Here is a 19,855-nt window from a genome sequence, read left to right as displayed (position 1 = left end):
CTGTGATCGCCCTCTCCCTCGCCGAGATCGCCACTGTCGTCGGCGGGCAGACGTACGACATACCGGATCCGTCCGTCCAGGTCACCGGTCCTGTCGTCAGGGACTCCCGTGAAGTGGAGCCCGGCAGCCTCTTCGTCGCCTTCGTCGGCGAGCGCTCCGACGGCCACGACTACGCGTCCGCGGTGGTCGGGGCGGGCGCCGTCGCCGTCCTGGCCGCACGCCCCGTCGGGGTCCCGGCCATCGTCGTCGACGACGTGCAGAAGGCGCTCGGCGCCCTCGCCCGGCACGTCGTGGAGCGGCTCGGCGCGACGCTCGTGGCCCTCACCGGCTCCGTCGGCAAGACCAGCTCCAAGGACCTGCTCGCCCAGGTCCTGCGGAGCAAGGCGCCCACGGTCTTCACGCCCGGCTCGCTCAACAACGAGATCGGCCTGCCGCTCACCGCCCTCAGCGCCACCGACGAGACGCAGTTCCTCGTCCTGGAGATGGGCGCCCGCGGCATCGGCCACATCCGCTACCTCACCGGCCTCACCCCGCCCAAGATCGGCCTCGTGCTCAACGTCGGCACCGCCCACATCGGCGAGTTCGGCGGACGCGAGCAGATCGCAGTGGCGAAGGGTGAACTCGTCGAGAGCCTCCCCGCCGACGGCACCGCCGTCCTCAACGCCGACGACCCGCTCGTGCGCGCCATGGCCTCGCGCACGAAGGCGCGCGTCCTCCTCTTCGGGGAGTCCGCCGACGCCGACGTACGTGCCGAGAATGTCCGGCTCACGGAGATCGGACAGCCCGCCTTTACGCTGCACACACCCTCCGGGTGCAGCGACGTGACCTTGCGGCTGTACGGTGAGCACCACGTGTCGAACGCGCTTGCCGCGGCCGCCGTCGCCCATGAGCTGGGCATGTCCGCAGACGAGATCGCCCGTGCGCTCTCCGAGGCGGGCACGCTGTCCCGCTGGCGGATGGAGGTCACCGAGCGCCCGGACGGCGTGACGGTCGTCAACGACGCCTACAACGCGAACCCCGAGTCCATGCGAGCCGCCCTGCGCGCGCTCGCGGCCATGGCCAAGGGACGTCGTACGTGGGCGGTGCTCGGTCACATGGCCGAGCTCGGTGACGAGGGGCTCGCCGAACACGACGCGGTCGGACGGCTGGCCGTCCGGCTGAACGTGAGCAAGCTCGTGGCAGTCGGGGGCAGGGAAGCGGCCTGGCTCCAACTGGGCGCATACAACGAGGGTTCGTGGGGTGAGGAGTCGGTGCACGTGTCCGACGCACAGGCGGCGATCGACCTGCTGCGCAGCGAGCTGCGCCCGGGAGACGTCGTGCTGGTGAAGGCTTCCAGATCGGTCGGTCTCGAGCGGGTCGCCACGGCGCTGCTCGATGACGCCGCGTCTCCCGAGGGGCAGGTCGCCGGCCGATGAGGCAGATCCTCTTCGCGGGTGTGATCGGGCTCTTCCTGACCCTGGTCGGAACCCCGCTCCTTATCAAGTTCCTCGCCCGCAAGGGCTATGGGCAGTTCATCCGGGACGACGGCCCGCGCGAGCACCACAGCAAGCGCGGTACGCCGACCATGGGTGGCATCGCCTTCATCCTGGCCACGCTCATCGCGTACTTCCTCACGAAGATCATCACCGGCACGGAGACCACGCTCTCCGGCCTGCTGGTGCTCTTCCTGATGGCGGGCATGGGCCTGGTCGGCTTCCTCGACGACTACATCAAGATCGTCAAGCAGCGCTCGCTCGGTCTGCGCGCCAAGGCGAAGATGGCCGGTCAGCTGATCGTCGGCATCGGCTTCGCCGTGCTCGCGCTCAACTGGCCGGACAACCGCAACCAGACCCCGGCCTCCACCAAGCTGTCGTTCGTCACGGACTTCGGCTGGTCGATCGGCCCGGTGCTCTTCGTGGTCTGGGCGCTGTTCATGATCCTCGCGATGTCGAACGGCGTGAACCTCACCGACGGCCTCGACGGCCTCGCCACGGGCGCCTCCGTGATGGTCTTCGGCGCGTACACCTTCATCGGTGTCTGGCAGTACCAGGAGTCCTGCGCCAACGCCGTCACGCTGACCAACCCGCAGGCGTGTTTCGAGGTCAGAGACCCACTCGACCTGGCCGTGGTGGCCTCAGCCCTGATGGGTGCCTGCTTCGGCTTCCTGTGGTGGAACACCTCGCCCGCCAAGATCTTCATGGGTGACACCGGCTCGCTCGCCCTCGGCGGCGCGCTCGCCGGACTCGCGATCTGCTCGCGCACCGAGATGCTGCTCGCCCTGCTCGGCGGCCTCTTCGTCCTGATCACGATGTCCGTCGTCATCCAGGTCGGCTCGTTCCGCATGACCGGCAAGCGCGTCTTCCGCATGGCGCCGCTCCAGCACCACTTCGAACTCAAGGGGTGGTCCGAGGTCCTTGTGGTGGTCCGCTTCTGGATCATTCAGGGCATGTGCGTGATCGTCGGACTCGGCCTCTTCTACGCAGGATGGGCAGCCAAGAAGTGACCAGCTGGCAGGGGAAGAACGTCACCGTCGCCGGGCTCGGCGTCTCCGGGATCCCGGCGGCCCGCGTGCTGCACGGCCTCGGAGCCGTCGTCACCGTCGTCAACGACGGCGACGACGAGCGCTCCCGTACGCAGGCCGATGAGCTGAGGGCCGAGGGCATCTCCGTCCGCCTCGGCGACGGGGCCACCCTGCCCGAAGGCACCGAACTCGTCGTCACCACGCCCGGCTGGCAGCCGGACAAGCCGCTCTTCGCGGCGGCCGCCGCGGCGGACGTGCCGGTGTGGGGCGACGTCGAGCTGGCCTGGCGCCTGCGCGGCCCCGACGCCGCTCCCTGGCTCGCGGTCACCGGCACGAACGGCAAGACCACCACCGTGCGCATGCTCGCCTCGATCCTGGAGGCGGCCGGTCTGCGCACCGCCGCCGTCGGCAACATCGGGGTCTCGCTGCTCGACGTGGTCACCGGCGACGAGCCGTACGACGTGCTCGCCGTCGAGCTCTCCAGCTACCAGCTGCACTGGGCGCCCTCGCTGCGCGCCCACTCCGCGGCCGTCCTGAACCTCGCGCCGGACCACCTGGACTGGCACGGCTCCATGGAGGCGTACGCCGCCGACAAGGGCCGGGTCTACGCGGGCAATCAGATCGCCTGCGTCTACAACGTGGCGGACAAGGCGACCGAGGACCTCGTCCGCGAGGCCGACGTCGAAGAGGGCTGCCGCGCCATCGGTTTCACGCTGAACGCGCCCGCGCCCTCGCAACTGGGCGTCGTGGACGGCATTCTGGTCGACCGTGCGTTCGTGCCGGACCGTCAGAAGCAGGCGCAGGAGCTCGCCGAGATCTCCGATGTGCAGCCGCCCGCGCCGCACAACATCGCCAACGCCCTGGCCGCGGCGGCTCTCGCGCGCGCCTACGGCGTGCCCGCGACGGCCGTACGCGACGGTCTGCGCGCCTTCCGTCCCGACGCGCACCGCATCGAACACGTCGCCGACGTGGCCGGTGTGGCGTACGTCGACGACTCCAAGGCCACCAACACCCACGCCGCGGAAGCCTCGTTGGCGGCGTACGAGTCGATCGTCTGGATCGCGGGCGGGCTCGCCAAGGGCGCCACCTTCGACGAGCTGGTCACCAAGGCGGCGGGGCGCCTTCGCGGGGCCGTCCTGATCGGCGCCGACCGCGCGCTGATCCGTGAAGCCCTGGCGCGACACGCGCCCGAGGTCCCGGTCGTCGACCTCGACCGGACCGACACTGGGGCGATGTCCGAGGCAGTGGAGCAGGCGGCACGGCTCGCCGAGCCGGGGGACACCGTACTGATGGCTCCGGCCTGTGCGTCGATGGACATGTTCACCAACTACAACAAGCGTGGTGACGCGTTCGCGGACGCGGTCCGCGAACTCGGCGCGAGCGCCTGACGCGGACTCTGTGGTCCGGGGGCGCCCGGCACCCTGAGGAGGGCACGTGACAGCGTCGTGGTGGCTGGGCGGGGGTCCTGATGGCAGGCGGTAGCGGGCGTGCGCCCACGCGCCTGGCCAAGCGGCCGGCGCCGGTCCGTTCCGCGCGCGCCCCGCGCCCGCCGAGCGAGAACGCCGTACGGCGGTTCCACACCCGGGTCAAGCGGGCCTGGGACCGGCCGCTGACGGCGTATTACCTCATTTTCGGCAGCAGCCTGCTGATCACCGTGCTCGGCCTGGTGATGGTCTACTCGGCGTCGATGATCCAGGCGCTCCAGCTGGACCTGCCCGCCGCGTACTTCTTCCGCAAGCAGTTCGTCGCGGCCGTCCTCGGCTCGATCCTGCTGCTCGTGGCCATGCGGATGCCCCTCAAGCTGCACCGGGCACTGGCCTATCCCATCCTCGCGGTGACCGTCTTCCTGATGGTGCTCGTGCAGGTCCCCGGGATAGGGCGCAGCGTCAACGGAAACCAGAACTGGATCTATCTGGGCGGCCCGTTCCAGCTCCAGCCCAGTGAGTTCGCCAAGCTCGCCCTCGTCCTGTGGGGCGCGGACCTGCTCGCCCGTAAACAGGACAAGCGGCTGCTGACCCAGTGGAAACACATGCTGGTGCCGCTCGTCCCGGTCGCCTTCATGCTGCTCGGCCTGATCATGCTGGGCGGCGACATGGGCACGGCGATCATCCTCACGGCGATCCTTTTCGGCCTGCTCTGGCTCGCCGGTGCGCCCACGCGGCTGTTCGCCGGGGTGCTCTCGATCGCGGCCCTGCTCGGTGTGATCCTCATCAAGACCAGCCCCAACCGCATGGCCAGGCTCGCCTGCATCGGCGCGACGGATCCCGGCCCCGGCGACCAGTGCTGGCAGGCCGTGCACGGGATCTATGCCCTGGCCTCCGGCGGATTCTTCGGTTCCGGCCTCGGCGCGAGTGTGGAAAAATGGGGTCAACTGCCGGAACCGCACACCGACTTCATCTTCGCCATCACGGGGGAGGAACTCGGCCTTGCGGGGACGCTGTCGGTGCTCGCCCTGTTCGCGGCTCTAGGCTATGCGGGTATCCGCGTGGCCGGACGCACGGAGGACCCCTTCGTACGGTATGCCGCGGGAGGCGTGACCACCTGGATCACGGCGCAGGCCGTGATCAACGTCGGTGCGGTGCTCGGTCTGCTGCCGATCGCCGGTGTCCCGCTCCCGCTGTTCTCCTACGGGGGTTCGGCCCTGCTGCCGACCATGTTCGCCATCGGACTCCTCATCGCCTTCGCGCGGGAGGACCCGGCGGCAAAGGCGGCCCTGGCCATGCGGCAACCTCGGGTGAGATGGAACACGATGAGACGGCGCGTCAAGGCGCGTTCGTCCGGAGAGCGGTGAATTTCGGTGCATGTCGTACTCGCCGGTGGGGGGACCGCCGGCCACATCGAGCCCGCGCTCGCCCTCGCGGACGCCCTGCGGAGGCAGGACCCGACCGTGGGCATCACGGCCCTGGGCACGGAGCGTGGTCTGGAGACCCGGCTCGTGCCCGAGCGGGGCTACGAACTGGCGCTGATCCCGGCCGTTCCGCTGCCGCGCAAGCCCACCCCTGAGCTGATCACCGTCCCGGGGCGGCTGCGCGGCACGATCAAGGCGGCCGAGCAGATCCTGGAGCGGACCAAGGCGGACTGCGTGGTCGGCTTCGGCGGCTACGTCGCCCTGCCCGGCTACCTCGCCGCCAAGCGGACCGGTACGCCGATCGTCGTGCACGAGGCCAACGCGCGTCCCGGCCTCGCCAACAAGATCGGGTCGCGGTACGCCGCGGGGGTGGCCGTCGCCACGCCGGACAGCAAGCTGCGCAACTCGCGCTACATCGGCATCCCGCTGCGCCACACCATCGCCACGCTCGACCGGGCCCGGGTCCGCCCGGAGGCGCGCGCCGCCTTCGGTCTCGACCCGAACCTGCCGACGCTGCTGGTCTCCGGCGGCTCACAGGGCGCACGGCGGCTCAACGAGGTCGTCCAGCAGGTCGCTCCGGTCCTCCAGCGCGCCGGGATCCAGATCCTGCACGCGGTCGGCCCGAAGAACGAAATGCCGTACGTGGAGAACATGCCCGGTATGCCGCCCTACATCCCGGTACCGTACGTGGACCGGATGGACCTCGCGTACGCGGCGGCGGACATGATGCTCTGCCGTGCGGGCGCGATGACCGTCGCCGAACTCTCCGCCGTCGGACTGCCGGCCGCCTACGTCCCGCTGCCCATCGGTAACGGCGAACAGCGGCTGAACGCCCAGCCGGTGGTCAAGGCGGGCGGTGGACTCCTCGTGGACGACGCCGAACTGACGCCCGAGTGGGTGCAGGGCAACGTACTCCCGGTGCTCGCCGATCCGCACCGGCTGTACGAGATGTCCCGCGCCGCATCGGAGTTCGGCCGCAGGGATGCCGACGACCTCCTCGTCGGCATGGTGTACGAGGCGATCGCCTCACGCCGAAACGGGTGAGACGGCACTAGCAGGCACAGAGAAGGCAGGGGACCGTGGCCGGACCGACCACCGCCGAACGGCAGAAGACCGCTTCTGGTGGGTCCCGCCCGCCCCGCCCCTCGCGCTCCCGCGTCCGCATGCCGCGCCCGCGCACCTTGATCCTCGCGCTGATCGCGCTGGTGCTGCTCGGCGCGGGAGCCGTCTGGCTGCTCTACGGCTCGCAATGGCTGCGCGTGGAGCGCGTGACGACCTCCGGGACCCGGATCCTGACGCCGGGTGAGGTGCGCGAGGCGGCCGCCGCTCCGGTCGGCGCCCCCCTGGTCTCGGTCGACACCGAAGCCATCGAGGACCGGCTGCGGAAGAAACTCCGGCGTATCGACTCGGTCGACGTCGTCCGTTCCTGGCCGCACGGAATCGGTCTGAAAGTGACCGAACGCAAGCCGGTTCTCCTTATCGAAAAGGGCGGAAAGTTCGTCGAAGTGGACGCCAAGGGAGTGCGATTCGCCACGGTGGAACAAGCGCCGAAGGGGGTACCGCTCCTCGAATTGCGTCCGGACCGGGAGAACGCGCAGGCGAGTCTGCGCCGTTTCGACACCCACCGCCTGCGCCGCGAGGCGGTGCGGGTCGCGGGCGCGCTGCCCCCCGCGGTGGCACGCGACACCCGGGCCGTCAAGGTCCGTTCGTACGACTCGATCTCGCTGGAGTTGAGCGGTGAACGCACCGTAGCGTGGGGTAGCGGCGAGAAGGGTCGGACGAAGGCAAGCACACTCACCGCCCTGATGAAAGCCGCACCCAAGGCACGGCACTTCGACGTGAGTGTCCCCACCGCCCCTGCGTCATCGGCGAGTTGACGCATATCGTCGCAGGCCAGCACCCTGGTTCTGCAGCGCTACGGCTGATCACATAGGGTGAAAAGAAAAACGGGAGGTTCGGCGTGTTCGTTGAACGTGCGCCACTTGTCGACTTAGTGTCCTGTTCGGAAGAGTCCAAGGAACAGACACACTGGTAACCCTAAACTTCAGCGTTAGGGTTCGGGTCGGCGTTCGGACCGTCCCATTCGGCATCAGTCGTCGCGGCGCTTGACCGCGAGGCGGCGACACGTAACTCGAGGCGAGAGGCCTTCGACGTGGCAGCACCGCAGAACTACCTCGCAGTCATCAAAGTCATCGGTGTCGGCGGCGGTGGTGTCAATGCCATCAACCGGATGATCGAGGTCGGTCTCAAGGGCGTCGAGTTCATCGCCATCAACACCGACGCGCAAGCCCTGTTGATGAGCGACGCCGACGTCAAGCTCGACGTCGGCCGTGAACTCACCCGTGGCCTCGGCGCCGGAGCCAACCCGGCAGTCGGCCGCAAGGCGGCAGAAGACCACCGCGAGGAGATCGAGGAGGTCCTCAAGGGGGCCGACATGGTCTTCGTCACCGCCGGCGAAGGCGGCGGCACCGGCACGGGCGGCGCACCTGTCGTCGCCAACATCGCCCGCTCCCTGGGCGCCCTGACGATCGGCGTCGTGACCCGGCCGTTCACCTTCGAGGGCCGTCGTCGTGCCAACCAGGCCGAGGACGGGATCGCGGAGCTGCGCGAAGAGGTCGACACCCTCATCGTCATCCCCAACGACCGGCTCCTGTCCATCTCGGACCGCCAGGTCAGCGTTCTGGACGCCTTCAAGTCGGCGGACCAGGTCCTGCTCTCCGGTGTCCAGGGCATCACCGACCTCATCACGACCCCGGGTCTGATCAACCTCGACTTCGCCGACGTCAAGTCGGTCATGTCCGAGGCGGGTTCGGCCCTCATGGGAATCGGCTCGGCGCGCGGCGACGACCGCGCGGTGGCCGCCGCCGAGATGGCGATCTCCTCGCCGCTCCTGGAGGCGTCCATCGACGGAGCACGGGGAGTCCTGCTCTCCATCTCCGGCGGATCCGACCTCGGCCTCTTCGAGATCAACGAAGCGGCCCAGCTGGTCAGCGAGGCGGCCCACCCCGAGGCGAACATCATCTTCGGCGCCGTCATCGACGACGCCCTGGGCGACGAGGTCCGGGTCACCGTCATCGCGGCGGGCTTCGACGGCGGGCAGCCGCCGTCCAAGCGCGACACCGTCCTCAGCGCCTCGTCGGGCAAGCAGCGTGACGAGCAGCCCCCGGCCCCGAGCCGGCCGGCCGAGTCCCGCTCGCCCTACGGCGGTCTCGGCAGCGTCACGTCGCACGAGGAGCCCTCGGCTCCGGAGCCCGTCGAAACGGCTCCGGTGAACGAGGCACCCTCCGCGCCCGTGGCCCCGCCGCAGGTCCCGCCGGCCCGTCCCTACCAGGACAGCCAGGCCGAAGAGCTGGACGTGCCGGACTTCCTGAAGTGATAAGCCGGCACAGCACCGTGAGCGGCGCGCACTTCGCCTTCACCGACAGGTGGGGCGGGGTGAGCGCCGTTCCGTACGAAGAGCTCAATCTCGGCGGCGCGGTCGGCGACGACCCGCAGGCCGTGCGGACCAACCGCACGCTGGCCGCCACCTCCCTCGGCATCGACCCGGAGCGGGTCGTCTGGATGAACCAGGTCCACGGCCCCGACGTCGCCGTGGTCGACGGACCCTGGGGCTCCGACGCCGAGATCCCGGCGGTCGACGCCGTGGTGACCGCCCGCCGGGGCCTGGCCCTGGCGGTCCTCACCGCGGACTGCACGCCCGTCCTGCTCGCCGACCCGGTCGCCAAGGTCGCGGCGGTGGCACACGCGGGACGGCCGGGCATGCTGGCGGGGGTCGTCCCCGCCGCGGTCGAGGCGATGGTGAAGCTGGGCGCCGACCCGGCCCGCGTCGTCGCCCGCACCGGTCCCGCCGTCTGCGGCCGCTGCTACGAGGTGCCGTCACAGATGCGGGCGGACGCCGCCGCGATCGAGCCGGCGGCGTACGCCGAGACGAGTTGGGGCACTCCGGCGGTCGACGTGACCGCGGGGGTGCACGCCCAGCTGGAGCGGCTCGGGGTGCGCGACCGGGAGCAGTCGCCGGTGTGCACCCTGCAATCCGGTGACCATTTCTCCTACCGCCGCGACCGGACCACCGGTCGCCTCGCGGGCTATGTCTGGCTGGACTGATAGGGCATGACGGACCGTAAGTCTCAACTCGCCGCAAATCTGGCGCAGGTCGAGGAGCGCATCGCCGCCGCGTGCGCGGCGGCCGGGCGCAAGCGGGAGGAGGTGACCCTGATCGTGGTCACCAAGACCTATCCCGCGAGCGACGTGCGCCTTCTCGCGGAGCTCGGCGTGCGCCACGTCGCCGAGAACCGGGACCAGGACGCGGCCCCCAAGGCCGCCGACTGTGCGGATCTGCCCCTCACCTGGCACTTCGTGGGCCAGTTGCAGACCAACAAGGTCCGTTCCGTGGTCGGTTATGCCGATGTGGTGCAGTCCGTGGACCGCCCGAAGCTCGTCACGGCCCTGTCGGCCGGTGCGGTGCGGGCGGAGCGGGAGCTGGGCTGCCTGCTCCAGGTCGCGCTCGACGCCGAGGAGCACGGGCGGGGCGAGCGCGGGGGCGTGGGGCCCGGCGGGATCGAGGAGTTGGCCGGGCTCGTGGCGCAGGCCCCGGGGCTGCGGCTCGACGGTCTGATGACCGTGGCGCCGCTCACCGGTCCGTACGCGGGCCGGCAACAGGCGGCGTTCGAGCGGCTGATGGAATTCTCAACCCTCATGCGCGCGACTCATCCGGCTGCGAACATGGTGTCGGCAGGGATGAGTGCGGACCTTGAACAGGCCGTGGCGGCCGGAGCGACACATGTGCGCGTCGGTACGGCGGTACTCGGAGTCCGACCCGGGCTCGGGTAACGTCGCCAAGAAGTCGGACCACAGCAGAAAATATGGTCATTCTCGCTGTTGGGCGGGGAGACCTCGTGGATCGCGGGCAGTTGGTGACGACAGCCGATCCACCACAGAGCGGAGGACTCAGAGCATGGCCGGCGCGATGCGCAAGATGGCGGTCTACCTCGGCCTCGTGGAGGACGACGGGTACGACGGTCCGGGGTTCGACCCCGACGACGAATTCGAACCCGAGCCGGAGCCCGAGCGGGACCGCAGGCGGCACGAGCCGCCCCACCAGTCTCACCAATCCCGTCAGGCACACGTGTCGGATCGGGACGAATCGGTACGAGTGGTGCAGCCCCCCGCACAGCGTGAGCCGGTCGCCCATTCCGCTTCGCTAGGCGCGGAATCCGGACGTCCGGCGCGAATCGCCCCCGTGGCATCCATCACACCTGAACGCCAGAGCCTGGAGAAGAACGCACCGGTGATCATGCCCAAGGTCGTGTCCGAGCGGGAGCCCTACCGCATCACCACGCTGCACCCCCGGACCTACAACGAGGCCCGTACCATCGGGGAACACTTCCGCGAAGGCACTCCGGTGATCATGAATCTGACCGAGATGGACGACACGGATGCGAAGCGACTTGTCGACTTTGCCGCCGGTCTGGTGTTCGGTCTCCATGGCAGCATTGAACGAGTGACGCAGAAGGTGTTCCTGTTGTCGCCTGCTAACGTCGATGTAACGGCGGAGGACAAGGCTCGCATCGCAGAGGGCGGGTTCTTCAACCAGAGCTGAGACGTAAGTGACGCAGTAACGCAGAACCGGCAAACGCAGCACGAGTAACAGGGGAGAGGGAACCGCGGACATGAGCGTGGTCTTGCAGGTGCTTTACATCGCGCTGATGTGCTTCCTCATCGTGCTGATCTTCCGGTTGGTCATGGACTACGTCTTCCAGTTCGCCCGCTCATGGCAACCCGGCAAGGCGATGGTGGTCGTTCTGGAGGCCACCTACACTGTCACTGATCCACCGCTCAAGCTTCTGCGGCGGTTCATTCCGCCGCTGCGTCTCGGGGGCGTGGCGCTCGACCTGTCCTTCTTCGTACTGATGATCATCGTCTACATCCTGATCACCGTCGTGAGCGGCTTGTGAACGATACGGTCTTGCCGAATGCCGACGACTACGTTGAGGTGAAGAGATGCCGTTGACCCCCGAGGACGTGCGGAACAAGCAGTTCACGACCGTCCGCCTCCGAGAAGGCTATGACGAGGACGAGGTCGATGCCTTCCTCGATGAGGTCGAAGCCGAACTGACTCGCTTGCTCCGCGAGAACGAGGACCTGCGTGCCAAGCTGGCCGCAGCCACCCGTGCCGCTGCACAGAACCAGCAGCAGGGCGGGATGCGCAAGCCTCCGGAACCCCAGGACCAACGCGGTCCGGGAGCCCCGGTGCCCGCCGCAATATCGGGCCCGCAGCCGGTGCCGCCGCAGCAGCAGCACCCGCAGCAGCACCAGCAGATGGGCGGTCCGCCGCAGCTTCCCGGCGGTGCGCCGCAGCTGCCCGCGGGCCCCAGTGGACACGGCCCGCAGGGTGGTCCGCAGGGTCCCGGCCCGATGGGTCAGGGTCCGATGGGCGGCCCCATGGGCGGTCCCATGGGCGGCGGTCCCATGGGTGGCCCGCAGATGCCCCAGCCCGGCCAGGGCCCCGGCGGCGACAGCGCCGCGCGCGTGCTCTCGCTGGCCCAGCAGACCGCCGACCAGGCGATCGCGGAGGCCCGCTCCGAGGCCAACAAGATCGTCGGCGAGGCCCGTAGCCGCGCCGAGGGCCTGGAGCGGGATGCCCGTGCCAAGGCCGACGCCCTGGAGCGGGACGCGCAGGAGAAGCACCGCGTCGCGATGGGCTCCCTGGAGTCCGCCCGCGCCACGCTGGAGCGCAAGGTCGAGGACCTGCGCGGCTTCGAGCGCGAGTACCGCACGCGTCTGAAGTCCTACCTGGAGTCGCAGCTCCGTCAGCTGGAGACCCAGGCCGACGACTCGCTGGCCCCGCCGCGGACCCCGGCGGCGGCTTCCCTTCCGCCGTCCCCGGCGCCTTCCATGGCACCGGCCGGCGCGGGCGCCCCGTCGTACGGCGGCAACCAGTCGATGGGCGGCAACCAGCAGAACGCCGGTCCGTCCTACGGCGGCCAGCAGCAGATGTCCCCGGCGATGACCCAGCCGATGGCGCCGGTGCGGCCGCAGGCCCCGCAGCCCATGCAGCAGGCCCCGTCGCCGATGCGTGGCTTCCTCATCGACGAGGACGACAACTGACGGCCGTTTTCACGCCTTAGGCGTCGGCAGCGTTCAGGGCGAGGCCCCCAGCACTCCTGGGGGCCTCGCCCTTTTCCGTCTCCACCCGCTCCAGCTCGCTCCACCCGCAACGCCGAAGGCCCGGCCCCGCCAAGATCTCTGGCGGGGCCGGGCCTTCGCTGCTTTCCGGGAGCTACGCCTTGCGCAGGCGGAACGTCAGGGACAGGGACTCGTCCGTGAACGCCTCGCCGTACGCGTCGTCGGCCTCGCCCTGCTCGCTGGGCTCATTCAAGAAGGCCGTGGCGAGGACCTCGTCCGCGATGAGCCCGGAGTGGTCGGCCAGGGCCGTGGCCACCGCCGGGTCCGTGGAGGTCCAGCGCAGGGCGATCCGGTCCGCGACGTCCAGGCCGCTGTTCTTGCGGGCCTCCTGGATCAGGCGGATCGCGTCGCGGGCCAGGCCCGCCCGGCGCAGCTCCTCCGTGATCTCCAGGTCGAGGGCCACGGTGGCCCCGGAGTCGGACGCCACCGACCAGCCCTCGCGCGGGGTCTCCGTGATGATGACCTCGTCCGGGGCCAGCGTCACCGTCTCGCCGTCGACCTCGACCGACGCCGTGCCCTCGCGCAGGGCCAGGGACAGCGCGGCGGCGTCGGCGTCCGCGACGGCCTTGGCGACCGCCTGGACGCCCTTGCCGAACCGCTTGCCGAGCGCGCGGAAGTTGGCCTTGGCGGTGGTGTCGACGAGTGAGCCGCCGACCTCGGAGAGCGACGCGAGCGAGGAGACGTTGAGCTCCTCGGTGATCTGGGCGTGCAGCTCGGGGCCCAGCGCGTCGAAGCCCGTGGCCGCGACCAGGGCGCGCGAGAGCGGCTGGCGGGTCTTGACGCCCGACTCCGCGCGCGTGGCGCGCCCCAGCTCCACCAGGCGCCGCACGAGGACCATCTGCTTCGACAGCTCCGGGTCGATCGCCGCCAGGTCCGCCTCGGGCCAGGACGTCAGGTGGACCGACTCCGGGGCGTCCGGGGTGACCGGCACCACCAGGTCCTGCCAGACGCGCTCGGTGATGAACGGCGTCAGCGGGGCCATCAGGCGCGTGACCGTCTCCAGGACCTCGTGCAGGGTGCGCAGGGCCGCCTTGTCGCCCTGCCAGAAGCGGCGGCGGGAACGGCGTACGTACCAGTTCGAGAGGTTGTCGACGAACGTGGACAGGAGCTTGCCCGCGCGCTGGGTGTCGTAGCTCTCCAGGGCCTGGGTGACCTGGTCGGTCAGCGCGTGCAGCTCGCTGAGCAGCCAGCGGTCCAGGAGCGGGCGCTCGGCGGGCGCCGGGTCGGCGTCGCTCGGGGCCCACTTCGACGTACGGGCGTACAGGGCCTGGAAGGCGACCGTGTTCCAGTACGTGAGGAGCGTCTTGCGGACGACCTCCTGGATGGTGCCGTGGCCCACGCGGCGTGCCGCCCACGGGGAGCCGCCGGCCGCCATGAACCAGCGCACGGCGTCGGCGCCGTGCTGGTCCATGAGCGGGATCGGCTGGAGGATGTTGCCCAGGTGCTTGGACATCTTGCGGCCGTCCTCGGCGAGGATGTGGCCGAGGCAGACGACGTTCTCGTAACTCGACTTGTCGAAGACGAGCGTGCCCACCGCCATCAGCGTGTAGAACCAGCCGCGCGTCTGGTCGATGGCCTCCGAGATGAACTGCGCCGGGTACCGGCTCTCGAAGAGCTCCTTGTTCTTGTAGGGGTAGCCCCACTGCGCGAACGGCATCGAACCGGAGTCGTACCAGGCGTCGATGACCTCGGGGACGCGCGTCGCGGTCTCCCGGCAGGTCGGGCAGGGGAAGGTGACCGCGTCGATGTACGGGCGGTGCGGGTCGAGCTCCGACTGGTCGCTGCCCGTCAGGTCGGACAGCTCGGCGCGCGAACCGACGCACGTCAAGTGGCCTTCCTCGCAGCGCCAGATGGGCAGCGGGGTGCCCCAGTAGCGGTTGCGGGACAGGGCCCAGTCGACGTTGTTGTTCAGCCAGTCGCCGAAGCGGCCGTGCTTGACCGAGTCCGGGAACCAGTTGGTCTTCTCGTTCTCCTGGAGGAGGCGGTCCTTGATGGCGGTCGTCCGAATGTACCAGGACGGCTGCGCGTAGTAGAGGAGTGCCGTGTGGCAGCGCCAGCAGTGCGGATAGCTGTGCTCGTACGGGATGTGCCGGAAGAGCAGGCCGCGCTCCTGGAGGTCCGCGGTCAGCTGCTCGTCGGCCTTCTTGAAGAAGACGCCGCCCACGAGCGGGACGTCCTCCTCGAAGGTGCCGTCGGGGCGGACGGGGTTCACGACCGGCAGGCCGTACGCCCGGCAGACCTTGAGGTCGTCCTCACCGAAGGCGGGGGACTGGTGGACCAGACCGGTGCCGTCCTCGGTGGTCACGTACTCGGCGTTGACCACGTAGTGCGCGGGGGCCGGGAAGTCCACCAGCTCGAAGGGGCGCCGGTAGTTCCAGCGCTCCATCTCGGCGCCGGTGAACGTCTGGCCCGTGGTCTCCCAGCCCTCGCCGAGCGCCTTCTCGACGAGCGGCTCGGCGACGACGAGCTTCTCTTCGCCGTTCGTCGCCACGACGTACGTCACCTCGGGGTGTGCGGCGACCGCCGTGTTGGACACCAGGGTCCACGGGGTCGTCGTCCACACCAGGAGGGCCGCCTCGCCCGCGAGGGGGCCGGAGGTGAGCGGGAAGCGGACGAAGACGGAGGGGTCGACGACCGTCTCGTACCCTTGCGCGAGCTCGTGGTCGGAGAGGCCGGTGCCGCAGCGCGGGCACCAGGGGGCGACGCGGTGGTCCTGGACCAGGAGGTCCTTGTTGAAGATCTCCTTCAGGGACCACCAGACCGAGTCGACGTACTCGGGGTTCATCGTGCGGTACGCGTCGTCGAGGTCGACCCAGTAGCCCATGCGGGTCGTGAGGTCGGCGAAGGCGTCGGTGTGCCGGGTGACGGACTCGCGGCACTTGGCGTTGAACTCGGCGATGCCGTACGCCTCGATGTCCTTCTTGCCGTTGAACCCGAGCTCCTTCTCGACCGCGAGCTCGACCGGCAGGCCGTGGCAGTCCCAGCCGGCCTTGCGGGCGACGTGGTACCCCCGCATGGTGCGGAAGCGCGGGAAGACGTCCTTGAAGACGCGGGCCTCGATGTGGTGGGCGCCCGGCATGCCGTTGGCGGTGGGCGGGCCCTCGTAGAACACCCACTCGGGGCGGCCCTCGGACTGCTCCAGGCTCTTGGCGAAGATCTTCTGCTCGCGCCAGAAGTCGAGCACGGCGTGCTCCAGGGCGGGCAGGTCGACCTGGGCGGGCACCTGGCGGTACTGCGGCTGCAACGGCTGCGTGTTCAACGCGCTTCCTCCGGCGGACGATTCCGTTCCGTCGGAGGGACGAGAGCCGCTTGTCGCGCTCCCGCGGTACCACCCTCCTTGGCCTTCCCTGTGCGCGGGTGGCGCTCGGGAAAGCCCCCTCATTGGGGTCGCGATGCCGGGTCTACTGGCCGGTGGCGGACCAGTAGGCCCGCTGCCGGTGGTTCTTCCGGCGGCTCCGGGGTGATCTTCGCGTCGTGCCTGCCCCCGGGCTCACACCGTCCCCGGGTCGCTCATGGCCGCGTACGCCGCTACTCGTCCCCATCCACGCTTCTCGCTGCGCCCAGTGTACGGCGCCGGGGCGGACGGGGCCGACCGGTTATCCGGGGCGCCGGGACGGGGCCGGTCAGGCGTGCCGGGGGACCTCGTCCCGGAGGGATTCACGGACCGACCTGCGCAGCTCGGGGCTGTCGGTGTGGCCGTGGACGGAGACGGCGTGCTCGCTGGCGGCGCGGACCACTTCCTCCTCCTCGCCGGAGATGGCGAGGGTGCAGTGGGTCTCGCTCGGGAATTCTCTGCAGTCGGCTGTTTTACGCATGGCGCACCTTCTTGTTCGTGTCTTATTTTATGCCCTGATTTGGGTCGGCGGGCGAGGTCGCGTCCGAGGCGGACGGGGTGCGTGCGCTGACCCGAATGGCGACATGGCGGCGACCGGTTCCCGGGCCCGCGCGCCGGGCGGATTACCGGCCGGGGAGCTGGGAACAACGCATGCATGCTCGCCGCGCGGCACCCGTGGGGCGGGCGCATCTGGCGGCGTGCCCCGTTGCCGCGGGCTCCGAGTCGATTTATCGTCCCAGCACGATTCGCGTGCAAGATCACAAAATGTGAAGGGGCCGCGGCCATGGTGGCGAAGAAGACCGCCGTACATCATTCGGCGTCGGGCAGATCCACGGACGCGGCCACGAAGAAGACCGCCGCAGAGCCGACCGCCGCAAAGAAGACTGTCGCCAAGAAGGCGGTGGTGAAGAAGGCGGTGGTGAAGAAGGCGGCGGTGAAGAAGGCCGCCGCGAAGAAGGCGGTCGCCAAGGTAGCCGGCGTCGGCAAGAAGCCGGAGGACGGTGCCGGGGCCGGGGCCGCCGAGAGCGCGGCCGGGGCACCGGCCGCGGCGAAGAAGGCTCCCGCGGCCAAGAAGGCTCCCGCGGCCAAGAAGGCCGCCGCGGCGAAGAAGGCCTCCGCGGCCAAGAAAGCCCCCGCGGCCAAGAAGACGGCTGCCGAGAAGAGCACGGCCAGGAAGAGCACGGCCAAGAAGACGGCCGCGACAGCGGCCGAGGGTGCGGCTCAGGCCGCGGAGACGACAGGAGCCACGACCGTGGTGACGAAGAAGACTCCGGGCACGGCGACGGCGGCGAAGAAGCCGACGGCGGTGCCCAAGGCGCGGATCGCCGCAGCGGAGCCCGGAGAGCTCGCGGTCCGGCCCGGCGAGGACCCCTGGACGCCCGAGGAGGTCGGTGAGGCCCGCGCGGAGCTCCAGAGCGAGGCGCTGCGGCTCGGCAGCGAGATCAGCTCCTCCGAGGACGCGCTCGCGGGCCTGATGCGTGACTCCGGGGACGGCGCGGGCGACGACGACGCGGACACCGGCACGAAGAACATCACGCGGGAACACGAGATGTCGCTGGCCGCCAACGCGCGCGAGATGCTCGAACAGACCGAGCGGGCCCTGGAGCGCCTGGACGCCGGGACGTACGGCATCTGCGAGAACTGCGGCAATCCCATCGGCAAGGCGCGGATGCAGGCGTTCCCGCGGGCGACCCTGTGCATGGACTGCAAGCAGAAGCAGGAACGGCGCTACTGACGGGCCACTGAACCCGGCCTGACCACGTGGAGCCGTACGGGTGTGCCGTACCCTCGTCCCCAGTCAGGTACCTAGGTTGAGGGACTCACGTGGCAGAGGCGGAGCGCATCATCGGTACGCCGGATATCCCTGAGGCCGACGGGGCCGAGCCGGAGCACTCCGCCTCGCGCTCCGGCGACGCCGCGGGGCAGGACGAGCAGGCCGGCCAGGCCGCGGAGGCGGAGCAGCGGGCCAAGGGGAAGCGCAAGCTCGTGGCCCTGTTCGCGGTGGCCGTCGTGGCGTACGCCCTGGACCTCGTCAGCAAGATGATCGTCGTCGCGAAGCTGGAGCATCACGCGCCGATCGAGATCATCGGGGACTGGCTCCAGTTCAACGCCATCCGGAACGCGGGCGCGGCCTTCGGGATGGGCGAGGCGTTCACCGTCATCTTCACCTTCATCGCGGCCGCGGTGATCGTGGTGATCGCCCGTCTGGCCCGCAAGCTCTACAGCCTGCCCTGGGCGATCGCGCTCGGCCTGCTGCTCGGCGGCGCCCTGGGCAACCTCACCGACCGGATCTTCCGTGCCCCCGGAGTGTTCGAGGGAGCGGTGGTCGACTTCATCGCGCCGAAGGGCTTCGCGGTGTTCAACCTCGCGGACTCGGCGATCGTGTGCGGCGGCTTCCTGATCGTGATCCTCTCCTTCCGCGGCCTGGACCCGGACGGCACCGTCCACAAGGACTGACGGCACCGTCCACACGGGACCGAACAGCTGCGGGCCCGCGGGGCCGGGCTCGGCCTCGGGCGGGGCTCGCGGTGCGGGAGTGCCGGCGCACTCCTGCATACTCAATGGGTGAGCACGATTCCCGAGATCCGTACCCTGCCCGTGCCGGACGGCCTGGAGGGCGAGCGCGTCGACGCCGCCATCTCCCGCATGTTCGGTTTCTCCCGCACGAAGGCCGCCGAGCTGGCGGCGGCAGGCAAGGTGCTGGTCGACGGCAGCGTGGTCGGCAAGTCCGAGCGTGTGCACGGCGGCGCTTGGCTGGAGGTGGAGATGCCGCAGGCGCCCGCTCCGGTGCAGATCGTCGCCGAGCCCGTCGAGGGCATGGAGATCATCCATGACGACGACGACATCCTCGTGATCGTCAAGCCCGTCGGCGTGGCCGCGCACCCGAGCCCCGGCTGGACCGGCACCACGGTGATCGGCGGTCTCGCGGCCGCCGGGTACCGCATCTCGACCTCCGGTGCCGCCGAGCGCCAGGGCATCGTGCACCGCCTCGACGTGGGCACCTCCGGTCTGATGGCGGTCGCCAAGTCGGAGCGCGCGTACACCTCCCTGAAGCGCCAGTTCAAGGAGCGCACGGTCGACAAGCGCTACAACGCCCTCGTGCAGGGCCACCCGGACCCGATGAGCGGCACGATCGACGCCCCCATCGGCCGCCACCCGCAGCACGACTACAAGTGGGCGGTCACGGCCGAGGGCAAGCCCTCCGTCACGCACTACGACCTCATCGAGGCCTTCCGGGCGGCCTCGCTGCTCGACATCAAGCTGGAGACGGGGCGCACGCACCAGATCCGCGTGCACATGGCGGCCCACCGCCACCCGTGCGTGGGCGACCTGACGTACGGCGCGGACCCGACCCTCGGCAAGCGCCTGGGACTCACGCGCCAGTGGCTGCACGCGGTGCGGCTCGGCTTCGAGCACCCCGGCGACGGGCAGTGGGTCGAGTTCGAGAGCACCTACCCCGACGACCTCCAGCAGGCGCTGGACCGGGTGCGGGCGGAGAGCTCGTGAGCGCCGGGGTCACCTGCCGGGTCGCGGCCGAGCCGGACGACCTGGAGGCCTGCTTCGCGGTCCGCAAGGAAGTCTTCGTCGTGGAGCAGCGGGTCCCCGCGGATCTTGAGTACGACACGTACGACGCCGACGCGGTGCACGTCATCGCGGTCCGCGACGACGGCCAACCGCTGGGCACGGGCCGGCTGCTCACCGGAGAGGCCGCTGCCGCCAAGAACGGCGGCGACGCCCGGGTGGGCGCGCTCGGCCGACTCGCGGTGACGAAGGCCGCGCGCGGACTCGGGGTGGGCGCCGCCCTGGTGCGGGCCATCGAGGACGCGGCACGCGCGCGTGGCCTCACCGCGGTCGACCTGCACGCGCAGACCCACGCCCTCGGGTTCTACGAACGCCTGGGGTACGAGGCGTACGGCCCCGAGTTCCCCGACGCGGGGATCCCGCACCGGGCGATGCGCAAGGCCCTGGCCTAGCGGGGTTCTCGGGC

18 protein-coding genes are annotated in these 19,855 nt (G+C 70.2%); 16 read left to right on the top strand and 2 right to left on the bottom strand.

The annotated features are described in order from the left end of the window. The first annotated feature begins 2 nt into the window (after positions 1-2). The 12 genes from murF (at position 3) to QBL25_RS13135 (ending at position 12,455) form a co-directional block, all read left to right on the top strand. Entirely contained in the window at positions 3-1,415 is a 1,413-nt protein-coding gene (gene murF, locus QBL25_RS13190) for a UDP-N-acetylmuramoyl-tripeptide--D-alanyl-D-alanine ligase (RefSeq protein ID WP_409057228.1), read from the top strand. Then, entirely contained in the window at positions 1,412-2,482 is a 1,071-nt protein-coding gene (mraY, locus tag QBL25_RS13185; protein WP_160504534.1) for a phospho-N-acetylmuramoyl-pentapeptide-transferase, read from the top strand. Before murF ends, mraY begins: the two co-directional genes overlap by 4 nt. Continuing rightward, positions 2,464-3,888: a UDP-N-acetylmuramoyl-L-alanine--D-glutamate ligase gene (gene murD, locus QBL25_RS13180; protein ID WP_409057227.1), complete on the top strand. Its 1,425-nt coding sequence runs from the start codon at positions 2,464-2,466 to the stop codon at positions 3,886-3,888. The genes mraY and murD overlap by 19 nt, the downstream gene beginning before the upstream one ends. 80 nt (positions 3,889-3,968) lie before the next feature. Then, entirely contained in the window at positions 3,969-5,291 is a 1,323-nt protein-coding gene (gene ftsW, locus QBL25_RS13175; RefSeq protein WP_409057226.1) for a putative lipid II flippase FtsW, read from the top strand. A 6-nt stretch (positions 5,292-5,297) separates the two neighbouring features. After that, positions 5,298-6,392, top strand: a complete 1,095-nt coding sequence (gene murG, locus QBL25_RS13170) for an undecaprenyldiphospho-muramoylpentapeptide beta-N-acetylglucosaminyltransferase (protein WP_361188817.1) — start codon at positions 5,298-5,300, stop codon at positions 6,390-6,392. A 35-nt stretch (positions 6,393-6,427) separates the two neighbouring features. Then, positions 6,428-7,225 (top strand): cell division protein FtsQ/DivIB, encoded by a 798-nt coding sequence (locus QBL25_RS13165; protein ID WP_409057225.1) that lies wholly within the window; start codon positions 6,428-6,430, stop codon positions 7,223-7,225. A 275-nt stretch (positions 7,226-7,500) separates the two neighbouring features. Further along, positions 7,501-8,724 carry a cell division protein FtsZ gene (gene ftsZ, locus QBL25_RS13160; RefSeq protein WP_409057224.1) on the top strand — a complete coding sequence of 408 codons (1,224 nt, stop codon included), beginning with the start codon at positions 7,501-7,503 and terminating at the stop codon, positions 8,722-8,724. After that, positions 8,721-9,452, top strand: a complete 732-nt coding sequence (gene pgeF / locus QBL25_RS13155; protein ID WP_409057223.1) for a peptidoglycan editing factor PgeF — start codon at positions 8,721-8,723, stop codon at positions 9,450-9,452. The genes ftsZ and pgeF overlap by 4 nt, the downstream gene beginning before the upstream one ends. A 6-nt stretch (positions 9,453-9,458) precedes the next feature. Next, positions 9,459-10,178 carry a YggS family pyridoxal phosphate-dependent enzyme gene (locus QBL25_RS13150; protein WP_409057222.1) on the top strand — a complete coding sequence of 240 codons (720 nt, stop codon included), beginning with the start codon at positions 9,459-9,461 and terminating at the stop codon, positions 10,176-10,178. 124 nt (positions 10,179-10,302) lie between these two features. After that, complete coding sequence (locus QBL25_RS13145; protein WP_361826872.1) at positions 10,303-10,947, top strand: cell division protein SepF; 645 nt, start codon at positions 10,303-10,305, stop codon at positions 10,945-10,947. 70 nt (positions 10,948-11,017) lie between these two features. Next, positions 11,018-11,302: a YggT family protein gene (locus QBL25_RS13140; RefSeq protein ID WP_249590439.1), complete on the top strand. Its 285-nt coding sequence runs from the start codon at positions 11,018-11,020 to the stop codon at positions 11,300-11,302. A 46-nt stretch (positions 11,303-11,348) separates the two neighbouring features. Beyond that, positions 11,349-12,455 carry a DivIVA domain-containing protein gene (locus tag QBL25_RS13135; protein ID WP_409057221.1) on the top strand — a complete coding sequence of 369 codons (1,107 nt, stop codon included), beginning with the start codon at positions 11,349-11,351 and terminating at the stop codon, positions 12,453-12,455. A 172-nt stretch (positions 12,456-12,627) separates the two neighbouring features. Here QBL25_RS13135 and ileS read toward each other — a convergent pair whose 3' ends face one another. Together ileS and QBL25_RS13125 are read right to left on the bottom strand one after the other, a co-directional pair. Then, positions 12,628-15,792, bottom strand: coding sequence for an isoleucine--tRNA ligase (gene ileS, locus QBL25_RS13130; RefSeq protein ID WP_409057220.1), 3,165 nt, complete (start codon positions 15,790-15,792; stop codon positions 12,628-12,630). Positions 15,793-16,156: 364 nt separating this feature from the next. After that, on the bottom strand, positions 16,157-16,348 hold the full coding sequence (locus tag QBL25_RS13125; RefSeq protein WP_409057219.1) for a DUF1059 domain-containing protein: 192 nt from the start codon (positions 16,346-16,348) through the stop codon (positions 16,157-16,159). Positions 16,349-16,651: 303 nt separating this feature from the next. Here QBL25_RS13125 and QBL25_RS13120 point away from each other — a divergent pair, with 303 nt between their 5' ends. From QBL25_RS13120 to QBL25_RS13105, 4 genes are all read left to right on the top strand, one after another. Next, positions 16,652-17,602: a TraR/DksA family transcriptional regulator gene (locus QBL25_RS13120; protein WP_409057218.1), complete on the top strand. Its 951-nt coding sequence runs from the start codon at positions 16,652-16,654 to the stop codon at positions 17,600-17,602. Positions 17,603-17,691: 89 nt separating this feature from the next. Next, positions 17,692-18,324, top strand: coding sequence for a signal peptidase II (lspA, locus tag QBL25_RS13115; RefSeq protein WP_409057217.1), 633 nt, complete (start codon positions 17,692-17,694; stop codon positions 18,322-18,324). Positions 18,325-18,432: 108 nt separating this feature from the next. Continuing rightward, positions 18,433-19,374: an RluA family pseudouridine synthase gene (locus tag QBL25_RS13110; RefSeq protein WP_409057216.1), complete on the top strand. Its 942-nt coding sequence runs from the start codon at positions 18,433-18,435 to the stop codon at positions 19,372-19,374. Beyond that, positions 19,371-19,841, top strand: coding sequence for a GNAT family N-acetyltransferase (locus QBL25_RS13105; RefSeq protein ID WP_409057215.1), 471 nt, complete (start codon positions 19,371-19,373; stop codon positions 19,839-19,841). The genes QBL25_RS13110 and QBL25_RS13105 overlap by 4 nt, the downstream gene beginning before the upstream one ends. The last annotated feature ends 14 nt before the right edge of the window (positions 19,842-19,855 follow it).

This window comes from Streptomyces sp. SYP-A7185 (assembly GCF_046103685.1).
Taxonomy (GTDB): Bacteria; Actinomycetota; Actinomycetes; order Streptomycetales; family Streptomycetaceae; genus Streptomyces.
Note: the sequence above shows the minus strand (reverse complement) of the source record. Positions and strands in the feature narration are given on the sequence as shown.